Annotated in this window: 20 protein-coding genes; 12 read left to right on the plus strand and 8 right to left on the minus strand. The window is 64.4% G+C overall.

What is annotated here, in order from left to right; genetic code table 11:
* Positions 1-99: 99 nt before the first annotated feature.
* The 4 genes from V1294_RS06280 to V1294_RS06295 all read left to right on the plus strand — a co-directional run bounded on the left by V1294_RS06280 (position 100) and on the right by V1294_RS06295 (position 2,546).
* Positions 100-573: a hypothetical protein gene (locus V1294_RS06280; protein ID WP_108522173.1), complete on the plus strand. Its 474-nt coding sequence runs from the start codon at positions 100-102 to the stop codon at positions 571-573.
* A 227-nt stretch (positions 574-800) separates the two neighbouring features.
* Positions 801-926: a hypothetical protein gene (locus V1294_RS06285; protein WP_274542300.1), complete on the plus strand. Its 126-nt coding sequence runs from the start codon at positions 801-803 to the stop codon at positions 924-926.
* Positions 927-948: 22 nt separating this feature from the next.
* Entirely contained in the window at positions 949-1,539 is a 591-nt protein-coding gene (locus tag V1294_RS06290; protein WP_108522175.1) for an SCO family protein, read from the plus strand.
* A 92-nt stretch (positions 1,540-1,631) separates the two neighbouring features.
* Positions 1,632-2,546: a transporter substrate-binding domain-containing protein gene (locus V1294_RS06295; RefSeq protein WP_417021228.1), complete on the plus strand. Its 915-nt coding sequence runs from the start codon at positions 1,632-1,634 to the stop codon at positions 2,544-2,546.
* Between the two features lie 458 nt (positions 2,547-3,004).
* On the opposite strand, the gene V1294_RS06300 is transcribed toward V1294_RS06295, so the two are convergent.
* Positions 3,005-4,168: an IS110 family transposase gene (locus V1294_RS06300; protein WP_334495839.1), complete on the minus strand. Its 1,164-nt coding sequence runs from the start codon at positions 4,166-4,168 to the stop codon at positions 3,005-3,007.
* A 150-nt stretch (positions 4,169-4,318) separates the two neighbouring features.
* Between V1294_RS06300 and V1294_RS06305 the strand changes: the two genes are divergently transcribed.
* Together V1294_RS06305 and V1294_RS06310 are read left to right on the plus strand one after the other, a co-directional pair.
* Positions 4,319-5,959, plus strand: a complete 1,641-nt coding sequence (locus tag V1294_RS06305; protein WP_334495841.1) for a lysine--tRNA ligase — start codon at positions 4,319-4,321, stop codon at positions 5,957-5,959.
* A 293-nt stretch (positions 5,960-6,252) separates the two neighbouring features.
* Positions 6,253-7,038 (plus strand): class II aldolase/adducin family protein, encoded by a 786-nt coding sequence (locus V1294_RS06310; RefSeq protein WP_334495842.1) that lies wholly within the window; start codon positions 6,253-6,255, stop codon positions 7,036-7,038.
* Between the two features lie 137 nt (positions 7,039-7,175).
* On the opposite strand, the gene V1294_RS06315 is transcribed toward V1294_RS06310, so the two are convergent.
* Both V1294_RS06315 and V1294_RS06320 read right to left on the minus strand, forming a co-directional pair.
* Positions 7,176-7,679 carry a mismatch-specific DNA-glycosylase gene (locus V1294_RS06315; protein ID WP_334489232.1) on the minus strand — a complete coding sequence of 168 codons (504 nt, stop codon included), beginning with the start codon at positions 7,677-7,679 and terminating at the stop codon, positions 7,176-7,178.
* 13 nt (positions 7,680-7,692) lie between these two features.
* Complete coding sequence (locus V1294_RS06320; RefSeq protein ID WP_334495844.1) at positions 7,693-8,346, minus strand: helix-turn-helix transcriptional regulator; 654 nt, start codon at positions 8,344-8,346, stop codon at positions 7,693-7,695.
* Between the two features lie 174 nt (positions 8,347-8,520).
* On the opposite strand from V1294_RS06320, the gene V1294_RS06325 reads away from it, so the two are divergent.
* A complete protein-coding gene (locus tag V1294_RS06325; protein ID WP_334495846.1) occupies positions 8,521-8,868 on the plus strand; it encodes a DUF952 domain-containing protein in 348 nt (115 codons plus the stop codon).
* Positions 8,865-9,962, plus strand: a complete 1,098-nt coding sequence (locus V1294_RS06330) for a quinone-dependent dihydroorotate dehydrogenase (protein WP_108522182.1) — start codon at positions 8,865-8,867, stop codon at positions 9,960-9,962. The genes V1294_RS06325 and V1294_RS06330 overlap by 4 nt, the downstream gene beginning before the upstream one ends.
* 216 nt (positions 9,963-10,178) lie before the next feature.
* Here V1294_RS06330 and V1294_RS06335 read toward each other — a convergent pair whose 3' ends face one another.
* From V1294_RS06335 to V1294_RS06355, 5 genes are all read right to left on the minus strand, one after another.
* Positions 10,179-11,504 (minus strand): MATE family efflux transporter, encoded by a 1,326-nt coding sequence (locus V1294_RS06335; protein WP_334495850.1) that lies wholly within the window; start codon positions 11,502-11,504, stop codon positions 10,179-10,181.
* 2 nt (positions 11,505-11,506) lie between these two features.
* Positions 11,507-12,241, minus strand: coding sequence for an MBL fold metallo-hydrolase (locus tag V1294_RS06340; RefSeq protein ID WP_334495852.1), 735 nt, complete (start codon positions 12,239-12,241; stop codon positions 11,507-11,509).
* 25 nt (positions 12,242-12,266) lie between these two features.
* Positions 12,267-12,569, minus strand: coding sequence for a DUF6460 domain-containing protein (locus V1294_RS06345; protein ID WP_334489248.1), 303 nt, complete (start codon positions 12,567-12,569; stop codon positions 12,267-12,269).
* A gap of 96 nt (positions 12,570-12,665) precedes the next feature.
* A complete protein-coding gene (locus V1294_RS06350) occupies positions 12,666-14,318 on the minus strand; it encodes a cisplatin damage response ATP-dependent DNA ligase (protein WP_334495854.1) in 1,653 nt (550 codons plus the stop codon).
* Entirely contained in the window at positions 14,315-15,352 is a 1,038-nt protein-coding gene (locus V1294_RS06355) for a ligase-associated DNA damage response exonuclease (RefSeq protein ID WP_334504524.1), read from the minus strand. The genes V1294_RS06350 and V1294_RS06355 overlap by 4 nt, the downstream gene beginning before the upstream one ends.
* A gap of 152 nt (positions 15,353-15,504) precedes the next feature.
* On the opposite strand from V1294_RS06355, the gene V1294_RS06360 reads away from it, so the two are divergent.
* From V1294_RS06360 to pdeM, 4 genes are all read left to right on the plus strand, one after another.
* Positions 15,505-16,431: a class I SAM-dependent DNA methyltransferase gene (locus tag V1294_RS06360; RefSeq protein ID WP_334504526.1), complete on the plus strand. Its 927-nt coding sequence runs from the start codon at positions 15,505-15,507 to the stop codon at positions 16,429-16,431.
* Positions 16,432-16,538: 107 nt separating this feature from the next.
* Entirely contained in the window at positions 16,539-17,768 is a 1,230-nt protein-coding gene (locus V1294_RS06365; RefSeq protein WP_334495856.1) for an ABC transporter substrate-binding protein, read from the plus strand.
* Positions 17,769-18,004: 236 nt separating this feature from the next.
* On the plus strand, positions 18,005-20,581 hold the full coding sequence (locus V1294_RS06370; protein WP_334495858.1) for a ligase-associated DNA damage response DEXH box helicase: 2,577 nt from the start codon (positions 18,005-18,007) through the stop codon (positions 20,579-20,581).
* A 51-nt stretch (positions 20,582-20,632) separates the two neighbouring features.
* Positions 20,633-21,304: a ligase-associated DNA damage response endonuclease PdeM gene (gene pdeM, locus V1294_RS06375; protein WP_334489260.1), complete on the plus strand. Its 672-nt coding sequence runs from the start codon at positions 20,633-20,635 to the stop codon at positions 21,302-21,304.
* The last annotated feature ends 93 nt before the right edge of the window (positions 21,305-21,397 follow it).

Consider the following 21,397-nt stretch of genomic DNA (forward strand, 5'->3'; position numbering starts at 1 on the left):
GCCTAGACAAAATCACGATCTCAAACGACGCTACATCCTGTCTTGCATCACTAAGACAATCAGATTCGGTTTCGACATTTCTTCGACTGGGGCTGGGATATGAAGCTGGTGACGGGGTTGCTTGCAGCGGTGCTGCTGCTGGCGGGGGTAGGGGCGAGCCATGCTGTGGTGCGGATTGCCGACGACCGCGGCGGCCGGATCGGCACCTATGTCGACAAATACCAGGGCCTGCGCACCTCGGGCGAAACCGTCATCATCGATGGGCTCTGCGCCTCGGCCTGCACCATCGTGCTCGGCGCGGTTCCCCATGACCGTATCTGTGTGACGTCACACGCCAATCTCGGCTTTCATGCCGCTTGGGATTTCGGCGCCAACGGCCGCGCCGTCACCAACGCCGAAGCCACCCACATGCTGTATTCGATGTATCCGCCAGCGGTCCGGAAGTGGATTGCGGCGCGTGGCGGCCTGACCCAGCGCATGCTCTTCCTGCGCGGCAAGCAGCTGCAGTCGATGTACAAGCCCTGCTACCTCGACGCGCAAGCCTCCACCAACAAGCCGGCATCATCGCGCTGAACCAGGGCGGCCGTTTCGCCGAAAGGTGACGTCGTGGCCGGGTCTTCCGGCCATTTACTTTTCGTGCACCTCTCGGCCAGTCTGGCCCTCCGCATGACGTGATGTCCGGCGCGGCCATTCCGCTTGCCTGCCCCGGGAACTAGCCCTATCTGAAACGCATGGCTCAACCGATCTCCACCCAAGCCGGAATGATGACCGCGACCTCGCGTCAGGGCAGGGTGGCGTCCATGATCGTTTGGAGCGCAGCCGCCCTCGGCGCGCTGGCCGTGCTCGGCGCGGCGGCATTGTGGTTCCATTACGGCACCGCGGTGTTTTTCGAGATGATCGCCGCCGGCATCTCGGCCTGCTTCTGATACGGCGAAAAGGAAATCCACGATGGACCGGACGATCCGCCCGCTGGTGATTATCGCTGCCTTTGCCACGAGCCTCGTGGTCGGGCTGGTGATCATGCTGTGGGCGATGGGCGGCTTGCGCACCGTGACCGCGCCGGCTGCGATCGGCGGTCCGTTTCAATTGACCGACCAGGCCGGCCAGGCCGTCACCGAGCAGAATTTGAAGGGCAAGCCGACGCTGATCTTCTTCGGCTTCACCCATTGCCCGGATGTTTGCCCGACCTCGCTGTTCGAGATTTCCGAGGTCTTGAAGGCAATGGGCACGGACGCCGACAAGGTCAACGCCTGGTTCGTTTCCGTTGATCCCGAGCGCGACACGGCGGCCGCGATGAAGGACTATCTCTCCAGCTTCGATCCGCATTTGAAGGGGCTGACCGGGGAGCCTGCGGCGGTGGCCAAGGTGATTTCAGCCTATCGGGTCTATGCCAGAAAAGTCCCGCTCAAGGACGGCGACTACACCATGGACCATACCGCGCTGGTCTATCTGATGGACCGCGACGGCCATTTCGTAGCGCCCTTCAACCTGAAACGGACGCCAGCAGAAGCAGCCAAGGATTTGAAGCGCTATCTCTAAGCCGGCAGGGCTGGCCAAAAGCTCCAAAAACGGCCCTCGCATCGTGGGTCGGATGGTCTATAAGGCCGTGAATTCCGCAAGCATTGCCGAAGATGCCATATCTTAACGCACCGTTAACCAATGCAAGACTGCGTCGAAGCGTCCGCGCCTGGCTGGCCGGGCTATCGATTGCGTTCGCCTTGATGGCTGTTGGCGGTGCTGCGCAGGCGCAGACCCAACCCCGCCCGGCGGTCGAGGCGGCACCGCAGGCGGTGCCTGGTTTCTGGGACCCGCGGCGCCGTCCGGATCGGCCGGACATGTCGCGCCTCACCGTGATCCGGTTCCTGACCGAGACCGATTACCCGCCGTTCAACTTCACCGGTGCCGACGGCAATCCCGCCGGCTTCAATGTCGATCTGGCGCGCGCGCTGTGCGACGAGATCAAGATTTCCTGCACCGTCCAGATGCGCCGGTTCGAGACGCTGGTCGACGCCATTACCAGCAACCGCGGCGACGCCATCATCGCCTCCATGGCGGTGACGCCGGCCTTGCGCGCCAGGCTCGATTTCACCGATCCCTATTACCGCGCGCCGGCGCGCTTCGTGTCGCGGCGCGACGCTGTCATGCCGGAGATCCGCCCTGAATATCTCGAAGGCAAGAAGGTCGGCGTCATCGCCGGCACTTCGCACGAGGCCTATCTGAAGGCGATGTTCACCGACGCCGAGCTCAAATCCTATCCCAATGATGACGCGTTGCGGCTCGCCTTGCGGCGGAGCGAGGTCGATTTCATCTTCGGCGACGCGATCTCGCTGGCGTTCTGGATCAACGGCACCGATTCGGGCGAATGCTGCGCGTTCTCGGGCGGGCCCTTTGTCGAGAGCCGCTATTTCGGCGAGGGCATCGGCATCGCCGTCCGCAAGGGTAACGATCTGCTGCGGACGTCGCTGAACTGGGCGCTGTTCCGGATCTGGGAAAAAGGCCGCTTCACTGATTTGTGGCTGCGGTATTTTTCGATCAGTCCGTTTTAGGAGTTTGCTTCGTAGCTTCGTAGGGTGGGCAAAGCGAAGCGTGCCCACCATTGGAGACGCAGACCGGCGAGAGAGGGTGGGCACGGCGCAAGTGCGCCTTTGCCCACCCTCATATGAGGCCTTTTGAGTCAAGCATCCCAACCGGGGCTTGGATGTGATTTTTTGCATTCGGCGGAGCGGCGGCGCGCGGAGCCATGCGTAGCGCAGCGTGCCGCCGCGGTCGGTGCGCTCAGGAACTGGCTTCCGGCGATTTATGCAGCAGCTCACTGCATCACCTCATATCCGGTCGGGCGGTTACAGCCCGGTACCCACATTCCGCATGCTTGCGGCGAGGAAGCCACGAGGATGAGACCCATCTACGAAGCGGCCTGTTGATTTGGCCCAAGGGTGGCACGGTCATCATCCATTCCGCGCTGACCGCGGCTGGTGCCGCGACGCTGACGCGTTGCTTGAAACGGTTACGGCTTTGTGGCCTTGAGCAGGGCTCCTTCGGGGACCAGGCCGGTTGTGAGATAGCGCCAGAGCGCCACCATCAGCTTGCGCGCCAAGGCCACGATGGCGATGCGCTTGTTGCGCTTGCTGGCGTTGTTGTGGGTGCGGCTGCGGAACCATCGGGTGAGCGCACTCTCCGGCTGATGCCGCAGCCACAGCCAGGAAAGTTCGATCGCGGCGCAGCGGGCGCGCGGGTTGCCCGCCTTGCTGATGCCCTGGTCGCGGTCGATCCCGCCGCTCTGCCACGGACTGGGCGTCAGCCCGAAATAGCTCGCGACCTCACGCCGGTTGCGGAAGTCCTTGTAGAACACCTCGCTGGCCAGCGTCGTCGCGAACGCCGGGCCGAGGCATTTGAGCCGGAGCAACAGTTCGCTGCGCTCCGCCATCTGCGCCGCCGCAGGTGCCGGATCCGCTTGAGCCTGTGCCTGTGCGAGCCGCTCGAGCTGTTCGCGTACCAGCATCAGCCGCGCGTGCTCGTACTTGATCTCCGCCAGCATCCGTGGCGGCACCGCCTGGCCCTGCCAATCCCGCTGCGTCGCCAGCCAGTTCAGCCAGTCGCGCCGGCGCGGGTTCCCGACCGCCATGCCCAACAGCCGCAGCAGCGCCTTGATCCGGCTGGTGTGCGCGGTCTGTTCCTTGATCAGCCGGCCGCGTTCGCGGCTGGCGCGGCGGGCGTCCTCTTGCTCCGGCGCAGGTACCCGCACGATCCGTACCACCTGCGGCTCACCGCGCAGATACGCCATCAGCGTCCGCAGCATCTTCTCGCCGTCGATCCGGTCGGTCTTCACCCGACGCGCCCGCTGATCCACCGCAATGCTCGCAGGGTCAAACACGTAGTTCGTGATCCCGGCCGCCATCAGAAGCCGGTGCAGCCAGAACCCGTCGTAGCCGGCCTCGTAGCAGCTCACCACCGCCGGAATGGCTCCCAGCGCCCGAGCCGCCCGGTCGCGCTCCCGACCGATCAGTGCCAGCAACTCGGCATGATCTCCTCCCTCCAACTTATGGCGGGACATCTTGCCTTTGTCCGGGCTGTGCAGCGTCACCAGCCAGCTCTTCTGACTCAGTTCGATTGCAACGAAAATTGTGCCACAATGGTCGACGGTGGGCGTGTCTACGGTCGATGCTTGCATCTGACTCTCCGATGGTTCGAGTGTGGAAACCCAAACCTACCGGAAAGGCCACGCTCACCGCCCCATGGAATCTACGGAGTTTCGGCCGTCATTTTGCATTTTTGCGCGGAAGCGCTAGTTTCCGCGGCTTCCGGAGAGAGCCCTTACAAAATGTCCACGATCGACCATGCCTTTAGCCCGAGCGATTTGCGCGCGCTCGCCGAACAATCCAACGCCTGGCCGTTCGAGCAGGCCAAAGCGATTGTCGCGCGGCTGAAGAAAAACCCGAAGGACGAGGTGCTGTTCGAGACCGGTTACGGTCCATCGGGCCTGCCGCATATCGGCACGTTTGGCGAGGTCGCGCGCACCAGCATGGTGCGCCATGCCTTCCGCGTGCTGACCGAGGACAAGATCAAGACGCGGCTGCTGGCGTTTTCCGACGACATGGACGGCCTGCGCAAGGTGCCGGACAATGTGCCGAACAAGGAGCTGCTGGAAACCAATCTCGGCAAGCCGCTGACCAAGGTGCCCGATCCCTTCGGCACCCATCCAAGCTTCGGCCAGCACAACAACGCGCGGCTGCGCGCCTTCCTTGATCAGTTCGGATTCGACTACGAATTCGCAAGCGCGACCGACTACTACACCTCGGGCAAGTTCGACGCCGCGCTGCTGCGCATGCTGGAGCGGATCGAGAAGGTGATGGCGATCATGCTGCCGTCATTGCGCGAGGAGCGCGCGGCGAGCTATTCGCCGTTCTTGCCGATCTGCCCGCGCACGGGCCTCGTGCTCTACGTGCCGGTGACCGCGCATGACGCCAAGGCCGGTACGATCTCCTATGAAGATCCCGAGACCAGGGAGAGCGTCACCGTTCCCGTCACCGGCGGCCACTGCAAGCTGCAGTGGAAGCCGGATTGGGCGATGCGCTGGTTCGCGCTCGGCGTCGACTATGAAATGGCCGGCAAGGACCTGATCGACTCGGTGAAGCTTTCCGGCAAGATTTGTTCGGCGCTCGGCGGCACGCCGCCGGAGGGGTTCAATTTCGAACTGTTCCTCGACGAAAAGGGCCAGAAGATTTCGAAGTCGAAGGGCAACGGCCTCACCATCGACGAATGGCTGCGCTATGCGTCGCCGGAATCGCTGTCGCTGTTCATGTACCGCGAGCCAAAGGCGGCGAAGCGGCTCTATTTCGACGTCATCCCGCGCAACGTCGACGACTATCAGCAATTCCTCGACGGCTTCACGCGGCAGGATGCCAAGCAGCAGCTCGCCAATCCGGTCTGGCACATCCATGCCGGCAAGCCGCCGAAGGCCGACATGCCGGTCACGTTCCAGTTGTTGCTAACGCTGGTGTCGTCGTCGAATGCGGAGAATGCCGAGACGCTGTGGGGTTTCATCGGGCGCTATCGTCCCGGCGTGACGCCGCAGACCCATGCGAAGCTCGATGCGATGGTCGGCTACGCCATCAACTACTATCGCGACTTCGTGGCGCCGACCAAGCAGTTCCGCGAGCCGACCGAGGGCGAGCGCGCCGCGCTGCAGGACCTGCGCGATGCGCTGTCGAACATGCCGGCGGGATCATCGGCGGAAGACATCCAGAACGTGGTCTACGAAATCGGCCGCCGCGAGCCGTTCCTGGATCCGGTGAAGAAGGGCAAGGATGGCCGGCCCGGCGTCTCGCTCGACTGGTTCAACATGCTCTATCAGGTGCTGCTCGGCCAGGAGAAGGGCCCGCGCTTCGGCTCGTTCGTCGCGGTGTATGGCGTGACGAATGCGGTCAACATGATCGACGGAGCGCTGGCACGGAGCGCGTAGCTCTCTCCGTCGTCCCTGCCTAGTGCGCAATTGCGCACGGGCGCAGGGACCCAGTTCGTAGCCCGGATGGAGCGCAGCGAAATCCGGGAAAGTGCAAGCGGCGTGAGCGGTCCAGGATTGCGCTTCGCTCCATCCGGGCTACGCCTCGGTCCGAGGCAGAGCCCGCAAAGTCGGATGGCAGGCCCGCTGCAATTTCAGCCATGCCCGCGCCGGATTGCGCTACAATCTTCCCATAACAGCCGTCAAAGCCTCCGCCGAGGGGCAGGCATCACAGCGGATCAGGGAGAAAGCTGATGCAGTTCAGGGTTTCGCCAAAATCGCTTCAGGACAATGTCAGCACCGAGCAATGGCAGGCCCGGGTCGATCTCGCGGCCGCGCACCGGCTGGCGTTCATCCAGGGTTTTTCCGAAGGCATCTTCAACCATCTGACCTTCGTGGTGCCTGATAGCACCGATCGCTACTACCAGATCCCGTTCGGCACGCATTGGTCCGAGGTCACCGCTTCCTGCTTCATGGAAGTCGGCATCGACGACGGCGAGGTCAAGCGCGGCGAGGGCGAGGTGGAGCGTTCCTGCTATTGCATCCACGCGCCGATCCACAAGGCGCTGCCGCAGGCGAAGGCGGTGTTTCACACCCACATGCCGCACGCCAGCGCGCTGACGCGGCTCGAAGACCCCCACATCAAGGAAATCGGCCAGACCGAGGTCGGGCTGTCGGGCGCCATCGCCTATGACGACGAATATACCGGCCCGGCGCTCGATCCCGCCGAAGGCGCGCGGCTCGCAAGAGTCATCGGCGACAAGACCGTGCTGTTCATGGCCAATCACGGCATCTCCACCGTCGGCGCCACCGTCGCCGAAGCCTACGACATGCTCTACTACGTCGAGCGTGCGGCGCAGGTGCAGATCTACGCGATGTGGACCGGGCAGAGGTTGAAGCAGCTTCCGGCGCCCGTGGTGGAGAAAACCAAGCGCGACTATAAGGACGAGCATCTCTACAAGGGACCGACTCCGGCCCAGCGGCATTTCGATGCCTTGAAGCGGATGCTGGACCGCAAGGAGCCGGATTACGCGACGTAGTTTCTTTTTCCCTTCTCCCCTTGTGGGAGAAGGTGGCGCGAAGCGCCGGATGAGGGGTTCTCTCCGCGGAGACAGACCCCTCATCCGCCTTCGCTTCGCTACGGCACCTTCTCCCACAAGGGGAGAAGGGAAGGCAGTCAGCTCGCCGCTCTGACTTTATCCGCAAATCGGTGCCAGATTTCCGGCCGCCAGCTTCCATTGGCGGCGCCCGAGGTCGAAGGCAATATCCAGACCCTGGTATCGCCAATCAGCTCCAACTGCTCGCCATAGTCTCGCTTGCCGTCGAAGAATTTTTGTCCAGCCGTCTTGCTGGTGAAGGCGAGAAATCGCGGACGGAATGTCGCGATGGCATCGCTCAGCCGGGCACGGTCCGCCGTCGTCAGCTTCGGAAGCGTCGCACGGTCCATCCCCGCGCCCGCTTTCACCAGATCAGTCAGGCCGATCCCATATTGCAGCAGGTTGCGGAATTGACGCGGCTGCAGCGGCTCCGGCGTGAGTCTCGTTTCGTGCAAAATCTTCCAGAACTTGTTTTGCCGGTGCGCGTAGTACGCCCGCTCGGCGGCGGATGTGGTTCCGGCGGCGGTTCCGCACAACACGATGCGAAGGGAATGTTGCAGCAGGTCGCTCAGCACATCAGTCACGGAGCGACAAATCCTACTGGCTCGCCCACACGATCCTTGCGATCCACGCCACATCTTCGGCGTCGAGCGTGCGATCGGCCTGGGCCGGGTTGAGCGACTGCAGTTCCAGCGTCCTGGTGGTGCGGCGCTTCAATTCCTTGACCATCACTTCGCCGTCCGACGTCTTGAGCACGACGCGGTCGCCGCGGCGGATCGGCGTTCCCGGCGACACCACGATGATGTCGCCGTCGCGATAAGCGGGCTTCATCGAATCGCCCGAGATTTCCAGCGCGTAGGCATGCTCGTCAGAGGCCTGCGGCAGCGCCACCTCGTCCCAGCCGCGGCCGGCGGGAAGGCCGCTGTCGTCGAAATGGCCGCCGCTGCCGGCTTGCGCCAGCCCCAGCAGCGGCACCGATTGCAGGCTGCGCGCGCCATCGCCGATCAACTGCACAAAGGTGTCGATCGACGAATTGGTCGCGGCCAGCGCCTTGGAAACCGATTCGGTCGAAGGCCAGCGCTCGCGGCCGTCGGCGGTGATGCGCTTGGACTTGTTGAAGGTGGTGGGGTCGAGTCCGGACCGTTTGGCGAGGCCCGAGGGCGACATGCCGGCGCGTTCGGCCAGCCGGTCGAGCGCGGTCCAGACCTGGCTGTGGGTCAAAATGCGCTGCGCCTTGGAATGCCTGGCCATCGAAAATCCCGGAATCGCCTAGGAATTATTGCCTCATTCGGCTCGTTTTCGCAAATCTCGTGCCGCGCCCTGCTGCGCAGCGCTTGAGTTGGCGGCCTGCGGCCTTTACGGTCGGCCGCCACCCGGCCATTTCCGGGAAAATCCCAACCGTCTCAACGACAAGCCCGGAACGCCGTGCCGACGACCATCTATAAAATCACTCCCGCCTCGGCCTGGCGCGAGGCCGAACGGCAGGGCGTCTACCGGGGCAGCAGCGACGATCTGCGCGACGGCTTCATTCATTTCTCCACGGCGTCCCAGGTCGCCGAGACGGCGCGAAAGCATTATTTCGGCCAGACCGGCCTGTTCCTGGTCGCGGTCGACGCGGATGCGCTCGGCGATGCGTTGCGCTGGGAGCCTTCGCGCAACGACGAACTGTTCCCGCACCTCTACGGCGAACTCGATCTCGGCGCGGTGACCGACATCCTCGACATGCGCGCGCGGTCCGACGGCACTCACGACATTCCGGAGCTTCTCCCGTGATCCGCGCCTTCGACGCCTTTTCGCTGCCACTGCTGCGCTGGTTCGATCCGGAGGACGCGCATCGCATGGCGATCCATGGCCTGCGGCTGCTGCCGCCGGTCAAGCCGCGGGCCGACGACCACAAGCTGGCGGTGCGGGCCTTCGGCCTGAATTTTCCCAATCCGATCGGCATGGCCGCGGGCTTCGACAAGAGCGCGGAAGTGCCCGACGCGCTGTTGCGGCTCGGGTTTGGCTTTGTCGAAATCGGCACGGTGACGCCGAAGCCGCAGGGCGGCAATCCGCGGCCGCGGCTGTTTCGGCTGGAGCGGGATGAAGCCGTGATCAACCGCATGGGCTTCAACAATGACGGCGCCGAGGCCGCGCTGCGCCGGCTGGCGGCGCGCGCCCATCATGGCGGCATCGTCGGCGTCAACGTCGGGGCCAACAAGGATTCGTCCGACCGCGTCGCCGACTACGTCAAGCTGATCGAGACATTTGCGCCGGTGGCGAGCTATTTCACCGTCAACGTCTCCTCGCCGAACACGCCGGGCCTGCGCAATCTGCAGCAATCCGCGGCGCTTGACGACCTGCTCGCCAAGGTCATCGATGCACGCGAACGGGTGCGCAGGAATGCCGGCGATTCGCCGGTGCTGCTGAAGATCGCACCGGATCTGAGTTTGACGGAACTCGACGACGTCGTGCACATCGCGCGCTCGCGCCGGGTCGACGGCATGATCGTCGCCAACACTACGCTGGCGCGGCCCTCGTCCTTGCGCGAACAGGCCCGCGCGAAAGAGCAGGGCGGACTATCCGGACGGCCGCTGTTTCGATTATCGACGCGCATGGTGGCCGAGACCTATGTCCGCACCGAAGGCGCGTTTCCGCTGATCGGCGTCGGCGGTATCGATTCCGGCGGCGCGGCGCTGACGAAGATCCGCGCCGGCGCCAGCCTGATCCAGCTCTATTCGTCGCTGGTCTACAAGGGCCTCGGGCTGGTCGACGACATCAAGAACGATCTCGCCTCGACATTGCTGCGAACCGGGCGCGACTCGCTGTCGGAGATCGTCGGCGCCGACGCCGCGACGATCACGGCCGAGGATTGGCCGGTGGTGTAGTTTTTCGCGCGTGAGCGCGTTTGAAGTCACCTCGCCCCGCTCTTCGCGGGGAGAGGTCGGATTGCGAAGCAATCCGGGTGAGGGGCTCTATCCGCGAACGTATCTTTCACCGTCTTCGCGGAGAGAGCCCCTTACCCCGACCCTCTAAGAGCAAGCTTCGCTTGTCTCGACCCCGCAAGAGCGGGGCGAGGGAGCAGACCGCCATCGCAGCAGCCGTCACGTTCCAAACGACTTCCTCAACAGTGCCGGATATCTCAACGCCTCGAGCCCGCCGCGCGCCGCATAGTGCACCAGGAACGCCGCCCACAGCCCGGCATTTCCGAACGAACGCAACGCAAACCACGCGCCGAGAAAAATCAGAAGCGCCAGCACCATCAGGTTGCGCATGTCGCGCGCCCAGGTGGCGCCGATATAGACACCGTCATAGGCAAAGGCGAATACGCCGAGCAGCGGCGCAAAGATCACGAACGGCAGATAATCGCGCGCGATGCGCCGTACGTCCACGCTCGCCGTCATGATGTCGATCAGCGCCGGGCCAAACAGCAGAAAAGTTCCGGCTACCGCAAGGGCAAAGCCAAAGCCCCATATGACAACGAGCTTCACTGCGCCGGCAAAAGCATTCTTGTCGCGTGCGCCATAGGCGCGGCCACAAAGCTGCTCGGCGGCGTTCGCGAGACCGTCGAGGAAGAAGGCGCTGATCAGGAGAAAATTGTTCAGCACCGCGTTGGCGGCGAGCGTCATGTCGCCGGCGCGCGCACCCTGCGAGGTGAAGAACAGGAACGCCACGATCAGCGATGCCGTGCGGATCAGGATGTCACGATTGACCGAGAGCATTCGCATCAGCTTGGTGCTGTCAAACAGCGTGGCGCTGGATATCGCGAGTTGGCCTTGCGAGAGACGGTGTGCGATCAGGCCACCGAGCGCGAGGCCCGCCGCCTCCGCAATCAACGCGGCGATTGCAGCACCGGCAATGCCGAGGTCGAATACCAGCACCAGCAGCACCGTTGCCGCCATGTTGATCAGGTTGATGGTGACCTGCGTGCCGAGCGCCAGTTTGGCGCGAGCCTGTCCGATCAGCCATCCCAGCACGACATAGTTGCCGAGCGCCAGCGGCGCGGACCAGATCCGGATTGTAAAATAGGTCTTCGCGGCGCGCGTGACGCCTTCGCTGCCGCCCATCGCGCCGAGCAGCAGGGCCGCGAGCGGGATCTGCAAGGCGATGAGCGCCGTCCCTGTCAGCGCCGCGACGATCAGTCCGCGTAGCAGGATCGCGCGCAATTCCGAGGTCTCGCCTGATCCCAGCGACTGCGCCGCAAACGCTAACGTGCTCATGCGCAGGAAGCCGAACAGCCAGAACATGCAGTCGAACAGCACGGACGCCATCGCGACGCCGCCGAGCATCGCGGCATCGCCGAGCCGGCCGATCGCCGTGGTCGAGACGATGCCGATCAGCGGCGTGGTCAGGTTCGCGACCATCGCGGGGCCCGCGATCGCAAACACCTGCGCCGTCGTGACCCTGGATGGCGCTACGGGCGAATGCATGCCTAGAGCTCGACGGCCATGCCGTCACGGGCGGTCGTGTAGGGCAGTTCGCCCAGCCGGGCGAGCATGTCCTCGCTCATATGCGTCAGCACCAGCCGCTTGGCGTTGATCTCGGGAAGATGCGCTTCCAGCGTCTTCAGGCTGAGATGGTTCTTGACGATCTTGTCGTAGTAATAGGCTTCGGCAATGAACAGGTCGGCACCACGTGCCGCCGGGATCAGCGTCTCCGTCCATTCGGTGTCGGCGCTGTAGGTGATGACGCGCCCCTCGGCCTCGACGCGATAGGCCAGGAAGGGTCCGCCGGATTCGCCGTGGACCGCCGGATACGGCGTCACCTTGACTTCGCCAAACGTCCGGCTCTGCTCCGGTTCCAGCGCAACGACCGAGAGATCGAAGCGCGGCGTGGTTTTGGAGGAGTGCTCGAACAGCGCTTCCATCAAATTGGGGAGCTTCGCCTCGATGCCCTGTGGCCCGGCAATGACGAGCGGCCGGGAGCGGCGCGTGAACTGCGCGTCCAGCAGCAGGAACGGCAGGCCGCCAAAATGGTCACCGTGAAAATGCGTGATCAGGATCAGGTCGATGGCGTCGCGCGCGATGCCGAGGCGTTTCAGCGCCGGTAACGACGACGCGCCGCAATCGATCAGGAAATTGACGTTGGCGCCCGTGACGTGGAAGCAGGTGTTGAACCTGCCGCCGGAACCGAGCGCGTCGCCGCAGCCGACAAATAGCAATTGCATTGGCTGCTCACCGCCTGTTGCGTGATTATCGCCCGCGGGCGCTGCCGAACAGCCGCGACAACAGCCAGATCGGGATCACGATCACGGCCCCGAGCAGGAAGTAGCGCCACAGCCAGTTAACGGCGTCAAAACCGAGATCCCACAGCCGCCGGAACAGGGTCTGGATGCTGTGCAGGATATTCCAGGGATCGAAGCCGATGGCGGCGAGCACCACGCCGACCAGGATCGACAGCAGGATCAGCCGGAACGCCACCGACAGCGGCGAGCCACCGAGAAAACGGTACAGACCGTCATTGCTGGCCGACAGGTCTCTGACGTCGTTGGGCATCGCTCTCTCCTCGCGGGTCGCGCGCATTATAGGCACGGCGGGGCACATGGGGAACCCGCTCGTGTCAATCAATGGCCGCCATACGCCCACGGAATGTTAATTTGCCGTCACGTCCTTCAGCATCCGTTCCAGCCTCTCCAGCCGGTCGGCCTCGCGTGGCGGCTTGTCCCAGCGCAGCCGGCTGATGCGCGGAAACCGCATCGCGATGCCGGATTTGTGCCGTGGCGAGCGCGCCAATCCCTCGAACGCGACTTCCAGCACCAGGCCCTGCTCCGGCTCGTGCACCACATGCCGCACCGGCCCGAACTTCTCTGTCGTGTTGCGGCGCACGAAACGGTCGATCTGCAGGAGTTCCTCATCGGTGAAACCGAAATAGGCTTTTCCGACCGGCACGAGCTCTTCGCCGTCCTCGCCCGCGGTCCAGACGCCGAAGGTGTAGTCCGAATAATAGGACGAGCGCTTGCCGTGGCCGCGCTGCGCATACATCAGCACGGCATCGATGATGTGCGGATCGCGCTTCCATTTCCACCACTGGCCCCTGGGGCGGCCCGGCAGGTAGGGCGCGTCGCGCCGTTTCAGCATCACGCCTTCGACGGCTTCGGCATCCTCTCCCGCGCCGGCGCTTGAGGGATCGGCACGCGCCGCCATCAGCGCGTCCCAGCTATCGAAGGCAATGGTCGGCGACAGGTCGATGCGCGGATCGTCGAGCTTTCTGACGAAAGTTTCGAGATGGGCGCGGCGCTCGACAAACGGCAGTTCGCGAAGGTCGTTTTCGTCGTCGCCGAGCAGGTCGTAGGCGCGCAGGTGGATCGGAAAATCCTTGATCAATTTCGGCGAGACGACCTTTCGATTGAGCCGCTGCTGCAGAACGTTGAAGGTCTGCACGCGTCCCTCGCGCAGCACCAGCAATTCGCCATCGATGGCGCCGGGCAGATGCAGCGACGGCACCAGGTCGGGGAAGCTCTTGCTAATGTCCTCGCCGGTGCGCGAATAGAGCCGCGTCTGCAGCTGGCCGCGTTCATCGCGGCCGGAGACCACCTGCACGCGAATGCCGTCCCATTTCCATTCCGCGATGAAGTCCGCAGGATCGAGACTGGCAAAGTCCGTATCCTCGATTGCATGCGCCAGCATGACAGGCCGGAACGGCGCAGCATCGCGGTTGACCGGCTTCTCGCCGCGACCCTCCAGCCACGCGAACAGGTCGAGATAGGGCGGGGCCAGCCCCGGCCAGATCAGTTCGATCTCATGCGGGTCCTTGTCGCCAAGCGCAGCCGCCGCGGTTTTCGCCAGCCGCGCCGAAATCCCGATCCGCATTGCGCCGGTGACGAGTTTTAACAATGCCCAGCGACCGGTCTCGTCGAGCTCGTCGAGCCAGCGCGCGATCTGCTTTGGCAGGTCGGTCTTGCCGAGGGTGCGAAGGGTCGTGACGACCTCGGAGAGGGTGGGGGGCGGCGGGTTGTTATGGCCGGGCAGCTGGGTCTTCGGCCACATCAGCGCAACCGTCTCGGACAAATCACCGACATAATCATACGACAGCGCGAACAACACCGGATCGGTGCGATCGGCGATCAGATCGCGGATCAGCCCCGGTTTGGCGTGCTTGAACGACAGCGCGCCGGTCAGTGCCGCCAGCGCGTAGCCGCGGTCGGGATCGGGGGTGTCGCGGAAATAGGCCGTGATCAGCCGCAGCTTGTTGTTGCGGCCGGGCTCGTAGGCGAGGCGATCGAGCAGTTCGGCGAAACGGTTCATGCCTCGGCCCCGTTGGCCGCGACCACCTCGTGCTCTTCCTCGTCGCCATAGCCGACGAGATCCAGCGGCCGCGCGGCAAGCCCGCGCGACTTGCACCAATGCACCAGGGCGTCTTCCTGCCCGTGGGTGACCCAGACTTCGCCGGCGCCGGTGGCCGCGATGGTCGCGGTCAGGCCGTCCCAATCGGCGTGGTCCGAGATCACCAGCGGCAGTTCGACGCCGCGCTGGCGGGCGCGCGCCCGCACGCGCATCCAGCCCGAGGCAAATGCCGTGACCGGATCGGGAAAACGTCTGGTCCAGATGTCTGACGTGGCCGATGGCGGCGCCAGCGCGATGGTGCCGGCTAGATCGGCCTTCTTGACACCCTTGACCGGGCGAAGTTCGCCGAGGGTAGTGCCACGGCTTTGATAATAGTAGGTGATCTCTTCCATCGCGCCATGCAGATAGATCGGCGCGTCGTAGCCTTCCTGGCGCAGCAGTGCGATCACGCGCTGCGCCTTGCCGAGCGAATAGCCCCCGACCAGATGTGCGCGCTCCGGAAATAGCGCCACCGATGCCAGCAGCTTCCTCACCTCATCGGCCGCATCGCCATGGCGAAACACCGGCAGGCCAAACGTCGCCTCGGTGATGAAGACGTCGCACGGCACCACCTCGAACGGCGTGCAGGTCGGGTCGGCGGCGTCCTTGTAGTCGCCCGAGGCGACGATGCAGGTATCCTTGCAGGTCACGGCGATCTGCGCCGAGCCGAGCACGTGGCCCGCAGGGTGGAATTTGATGGTGACGTCGCCGAGCCGGATTTCTTCGCCATAACGAACGGCCTGCGTGGTCGAAGCAAAATTGTCGCCATAGCGCAGCCGCATCATGTCGAGCGTTTCCTGCGTGGCGAGCACCGCGCCATGGCCGGGCCGGGCATGATCGGAATGGCCGTGGGTGATCACGGCGCGCTCGACCGGGCGGACCGGGTCGATATGGAAGCCACCTGGCTTGCAGCAAAGGCCGGCCGGAGCGGGGATCAGGATGTCCTGCGGACGCATGCCTTCTATATAGGCGGTCTCCCTGCGATGTTTAGCCGTCATGCGCACGCTTGACCCGCGCCTCCATCTCGGAAGAATTGCTTTCTTGATGGATTGCCGGGTCGTCCCCGATCGAGGTCAGGTGGCTGGCAATGAAGAATTTGGTTCCTGAAATGCCTGCCCGCCTTTTTCTGTCTTCCGGCGATCTGATGGCCGACCGCCGGTTCGAATTCGCCCGCGACCTGCAATTGAAGGGCGATCTGCCGGCCGCCGCCGACCTGCTGATGCAGGCGATCGAACTGGTGCCGGATTTCACGTCCGCCTGGTTCACGCTCGCGGACATCCGCGAAGAACTCGGCGAGCATGACGCGGCGATCGCGGCGTTTCGCAGGGCTCAGGCCAGCGATGCCAATGACCGCCACGGCGCCGGACTTCGATTGATGCGGCTCGGCGCCGAGCCGGTGGCCGGCATGCCGCAGGCCTACGTGCAGACCCTGTTCGATCAATATGCGCCGCGGTTCGAAGCCTCGCTGGTGGATGACCTCGGCTATCGCGGCCCGGCGCTGCTGTTCAAGGCCGTGCTGTCGGTGCGATCGGCCGCCCGCAGGCCGGCGTACTTCAAGCGCGCGATCGATCTCGGCTGCGGCACCGGGCTGGCGGCGGCAGCCTTCGCCCGCACGGTCGATCATTTCATCGGCGTCGATCTGTCGCCACGCATGATCGAGCGCTCCCGCGCCACGGGCCTCTACGCCGAGCTTGATGTCGCCGACATGTTGCAGGGTCTGCGGGCGCGGCCGGATGCCAGCGCCGACCTCATTCTTGCGGCGGATGCAATGGTGTACGTCGCCGAACTCGCGCCGGTGCTCGCGGAAGCCGCTCGCGTTCTGGCCCCCGGCGGGCTGCTCGCCTTCACCACCGAAACCCATGACGGCGAAGGCGTCGTCATCGGCCAGGGGCTGCGCTACGCCCATGCGGCAGCCTATGTGCGCGTCGTGGTCGAATCCACCGGCCTCAAATTGCCCCTGCTGGAAGATCGCTCTGCCCGCAACGAGGACGGCGCCCCGGCGCCCGGCCTGGTCGCCGTCGCCGCGAAAACTTGAGTCTAGACGCTACGCACGCCGCGAATGGCGGCATTGCGTGCGACATGTCAGCTATTGCCAGTGCTGCCGGAATGGCTGATCAAGGCTTCCATCAGGGAGAAACAACAATGAAGAACAAGCAGACCCGGCGCGAATTCGGCGCCACCGCGCTCGCTACCGTCCTCGCATCCGCCATGCCCGCGCCATCAGTCTGGGCGGCGGAGAAGAAATACGATCCCGGCGCCAGCGACACCGAAATCAAGCTCGGACAGACCGTGCCGCATTCCGGTCCCGGCTCGCTCTATGGCGTACTGGGGCGGGTTGGCGAGGTTTATTTCCAGATGCTGAACGAGAAGGGCGGCATCAACGGGCGCAAGGTGAAATTCCTCTCCATGGACGACGCCTACAGCGCGCCGAAATGCGTCGAGGCGACGCGCCGGCTGGTCGAGCAGGAGGAAGTGCTGGCGCTGTACGGCTCGCTCGGCACCGCGCCGCAGGCCGCCGTGCACAAATATCTCAACGCGAAGGGCGTGCCGCAGCTCCTGCTCAATACCGGCGCGTCGAAATGGAACGATCCGAAAAACTTCAAATGGACCATGGCGGGCCTGCCGCTCTATCCGACCGAGGCGCGCATTCTCGCGAAGCATGTCGTGGGTGTGAAGCCGAACGCCAAGATCGGCATCCTGTACCAGAACGACGATTTCGGCCGCGATTTCCTCGCGCCCTTCAAGAAGGTGCTGGCGGATGCCGGCGGCACCGCCAAGGTGATCATGGAGCAGACCTACGATCTGACCGAACCGACGATCGATTCGCAGCTCATCAATCTCTCGAAATCCGGCGCGGATGTTTTCTACAATATCTCGACCGGCAAGGCGTCATCACAGTCGATACGGAAATTGGCCGAACTCGGCTGGAAGCCGCTGCATTTGCTGTCCGCCGGATCGACGGGCCGTTCGATTCTCAGCGCCGCCGGCCTCGAGAACTGCACCGGCATCGTCGCGATCCGCTACGCCAAGGAGGTCGGTGTGCCGCGCTTCGAAAAGGATCCCGACGTGATGGCGTTCGAGGAGCTGCGCAAAAAGTACCTGCCCAATGTCGACCCTGACAACACCATCGCCTTTGCCGGCTACGGCCAGGTGGTGGCGATGGCGGAGATCCTGCGCCGCTGCGGCGACGAACTCACCCGCGCCAACGTTCTGAAGCAGGCCACGACGCTGGCGGGCTTCCATTCCCCCTACATGCTGGACGGCGTCACCTACAGCTACACGCCCGACGACTACACACCGATGAAGACGCTCTACATCTCGATCTTCAACGGCAAGGACTGGGATATTTCCGACAAACCGGTGACGGAGTAGGGCGAGCTTACTTCGCCGCTGCATCTCCTCCCTCTCCCCCGTTCTTCACGGGGTCGAGACGAGCGAAGCTCGCTCTTAGAGGGTCGGGGTGAGGGGCTCTCTCCGCCAGGCGGTGCGAGTCGATAGACCTGTACCCCCTCACCCGGATCGCAAGGGCGATCCGACCTCTCCCCGCAAGCGGGGCGAGGTAAGGGCAGCCCCTCGACGAACCCGCCCGGACGGCTTACCTCTTCTCCGTGCCGTCGCCCGATCCCTTGCCCTTTACGCCGCTTGAAACGGCTGTGCTGCTGCCCGACCGCTTCCGGCGCTGGTTCGCCGCGCGCGGCTGGTCGCCGCGCGAGCATCAATTGGCGCTGCTGGCAAAAGCCAACGATGGCGCTTCCGCGCTGCTGATCGCGCCGACCGGCGCCGGCAAGACGCTGGCCGGATTTCTGCCGACGCTGGTGGAGCTTTCGTCTTCTTCCACGAAGAGCGTCGGCGAGAAGAACCTCATCTCCACCGGCCGCAGCGTGAAACGCACCGGCGGTCTCCACACCCTCTACATCTCGCCGCTGAAAGCGCTCGCGGTCGACATCGCGCGCAATCTGGAAACGCCGATCGCCGAGATGGGGCTGCCGATCAGGGTCGAGACCCGCACCGGCGACACGCCGGTTTCGCGGCGGCAGCGGCAGCGGCGCTATCCACCGGATATCCTGCTCACCACGCCCGAGCAACTGGCGCTGTTGCTGTCATCCGACGACGCACCGTTCTTGTTTTCCTCGCTCAAGCGCATCGTGCTCGACGAACTGCATGCGCTCGTCACCTCCAAACGCGGCGATCTGCTGTCGCTCGGCCTGGCGCGGCTGTGGCGGCTGGCGCCCGAGATGCGCGCGATCGGCCTTTCCGCGACGGTCGCCGAGCCGGAATCGCTGGCGCGGTTTCTGATGCCGCAGCTGGACGGTAAGGAAGTCGCCGCCGACATCGTCGTGGCCGGCGGCGCGGCGGCGCCTGTTGTCGAGATGCTCGACACCAAGGAGCGCCTGCCCTGGGCCGGCCATACCGCGCGCCATGCGCTCGGCGAAATGTACGAGCTGATCAAGCGCAACAAGACGACGCTCGTTTTCGTCAACACCCGCAGCCAGGCTGAAATGCTGTTCCAGGATTTCTGGCGCATGAACGACGACGGCCTCGCCATTGCCCTGCATCACGGCTCGCTCGATGTCGCTCAGCGCCGCAAGGTCGAGGATGCGATGGCGGCTGGAAAACTGCGCGGCGTGGTCTGCACGTCCTCGCTCGATCTCGGCATCGACTGGGGCGATATCGATCTCGTCGTCAATGTCGGCGCGCCCAAGGGCGCCTCGCGCCTGATGCAGCGGATCGGTCGCGCCAACCACCGGCTCGACGAGCCCTCGCGCGCCGTGCTGATTCCTGCGAACCGTTTCGAGGTGCTGGAATGCCGCGTCGCGATCGATGCGATCGCGGAGAATGCACAGGACACGCCGCCCTTGCGTACCGGCGCGCTCGACGTGCTGGCGCAGCACGTGCTCGGCTGCGCCTGCGGCGAGCCGTTTCTATCAGACGAGCTCTACGCGGAAGTGCTGACCTCGGCGCCTTACGCTTCGCTGACGCGAACCGACTTTGACGACGTGGTCGATTTCGTCGCCACCGGCGGCTACGCACTGAAGACCTATGAACGCTTCGCGCGCATCAAGCAGGACAAGCAGGGGCGCTGGCGCGTCACCAACCCAAAAGTGCGGCAGAGCTACCGCCTCAATGTCGGCACCATCGTCGAAGAGGCGATGCTGAAGGTGAGGCTGGTGCGCGGACGCGGTGGCGGCGCCGGCTCCACCGGCATGATCGGCCGCGGCGGCAGGATGCTGGGCGAGATCGAGGAATACTTTATCGAGGGACTGGTCGCCGGCGACACTTTTGTGTTCGGCGGCGAGATCGTGCGCTACGAGGCGCTGGTCGAGGATCAGGTCTACGTCTCCCGCGCCAACGACAAGGACGCCAAGGTGCCGTCCTACATGGGCGGCAAGTTTCCGCTCTCGACCTATCTGGCCGAACGGGTGCGAAAACTGCTGGACGACCGGCGGCAATGGAACGCGCTGCCGGAACAAGTGCGCGACTGGCTGTCGCTGCAAAAGAGCTTTTCACTTGTGCCGGCGGTGCGGGAACTGCTGGTCGAAACCTTTCCCCGCGGCAACAAGCATTACTTCGTCTGCTATCCTTTCGAGGGGCGGCTGGCGCACCAGACGCTCGGCATGCTGCTGACACGGCGCATGGAGCGCGCGCGGGTGCGGCCGCTCGGCTTCGTCGCCAATGAATATGCGCTGGCGGTGTGGGGCCTCGGCGACATGTCGTTCATGATCCGCCACGGCAAGCTCGATCTAGCCGCCTTGTTCGCAGCCGACATGCTCGGCGACGACCTCGAGGCGTGGCTGGCGGAATCCGCGCTGATGAAACGCACCTTCCGCAATTGCGCGCTGATCTCGGGCCTGATCCCGCGCCGCTTCACCGGCGAGGAGAAAAGCCGCCGCCAGGTGCTGTTCTCGACCGACCTCGTTTATGACGTCTTGCGCAAGCATCAGGCCGACCACGTGCTGCTTCGCGCCGCGCGCGCGGACGCCGCCGCCGGCCTGCTCGATCTCAAGCGCCTGGGTGATATGCTCTCGCGCATCCAGGGGCGAATCACCCATCGGGAACTCGAACATGTTTCGCCGCTCGCCGTTCCCGTGATGCTGGAAATCGGCCGCGAGTCAGTTTATGGCGAAGCGGGAGATGAGTTGCTGGCGGAAGCCGCCGATGAACTCGTCAAAGAGGCAATGGGATAGACGGGAAGGCACGTGACGGCAGGGGCGCAATCTTCGGGAGACGATCAAGAGATGCGCGCCTCGAAGGTCATGGTTGCCGACGTCACGTTCGTTGCCGACCTCTCCGGCGCGCTGTTCTGGCAGGAGCAGCGTCTGCTCGTCGTCTCCGACCTTCATCTCGAAAAAGGCTCCAGCTTCGCCGCGCGCGGCGTGCTGCTGCCGCCCTATGACACGGTGGCGACGCTCGGCCGTCTCGCCGCCGTGATCGCGCGGCATGATCCGCGCATGGTGATTGCGCTCGGCGACAGTTTTCACGATCGCGATGCGCATGAGCGGCTGTCGGCGTTCGACCGCGAGGCGCTCTCGGCGATGCAGGCGCGGCGCGACTGGATCTGGATATCAGGGAATCACGATCCGGCGCTGCCGTCTGATCTCGGCGGCGTGGTGGCGAGCGAAGTCGCGATCGGCCCGATTGCATTCCGCCACGAGCCGACAGGGGCGGCGGGTGAAATCGCCGGCCATCTGCACCCCAAGGCGCGCGTCGCGACTCGGGGACGATCGATGGAGCGGCGATGTTTTGCGAGCGACGGCGAGCGCGCCGTGATGCCCGCGTTCGGCGCCTATACGGGCGGCCTGAGCATTCGCGATGTGGCATTCGCGAAAATCTTCGGTTCGCCAGGATTCATGGCGCATGTGCTCGGCGACAACAGGGTGCACGCAATTGCGGCGTCCCGGTGTTATTGAGCGTTCGCGCCCGCACCTTGCCGCAGCGGCGTAGGGTGGACAAAGCACAAGCGTGCCCACCATCAAGAGCAAAGTGCGAGTCGGTGGGCACGC

The sequence above is a fragment of the Bradyrhizobium sp. AZCC 1678 genome (assembly GCF_036924765.1).
Taxonomy (GTDB): Bacteria; Pseudomonadota; Alphaproteobacteria; order Rhizobiales; family Xanthobacteraceae; genus Bradyrhizobium; species Bradyrhizobium algeriense.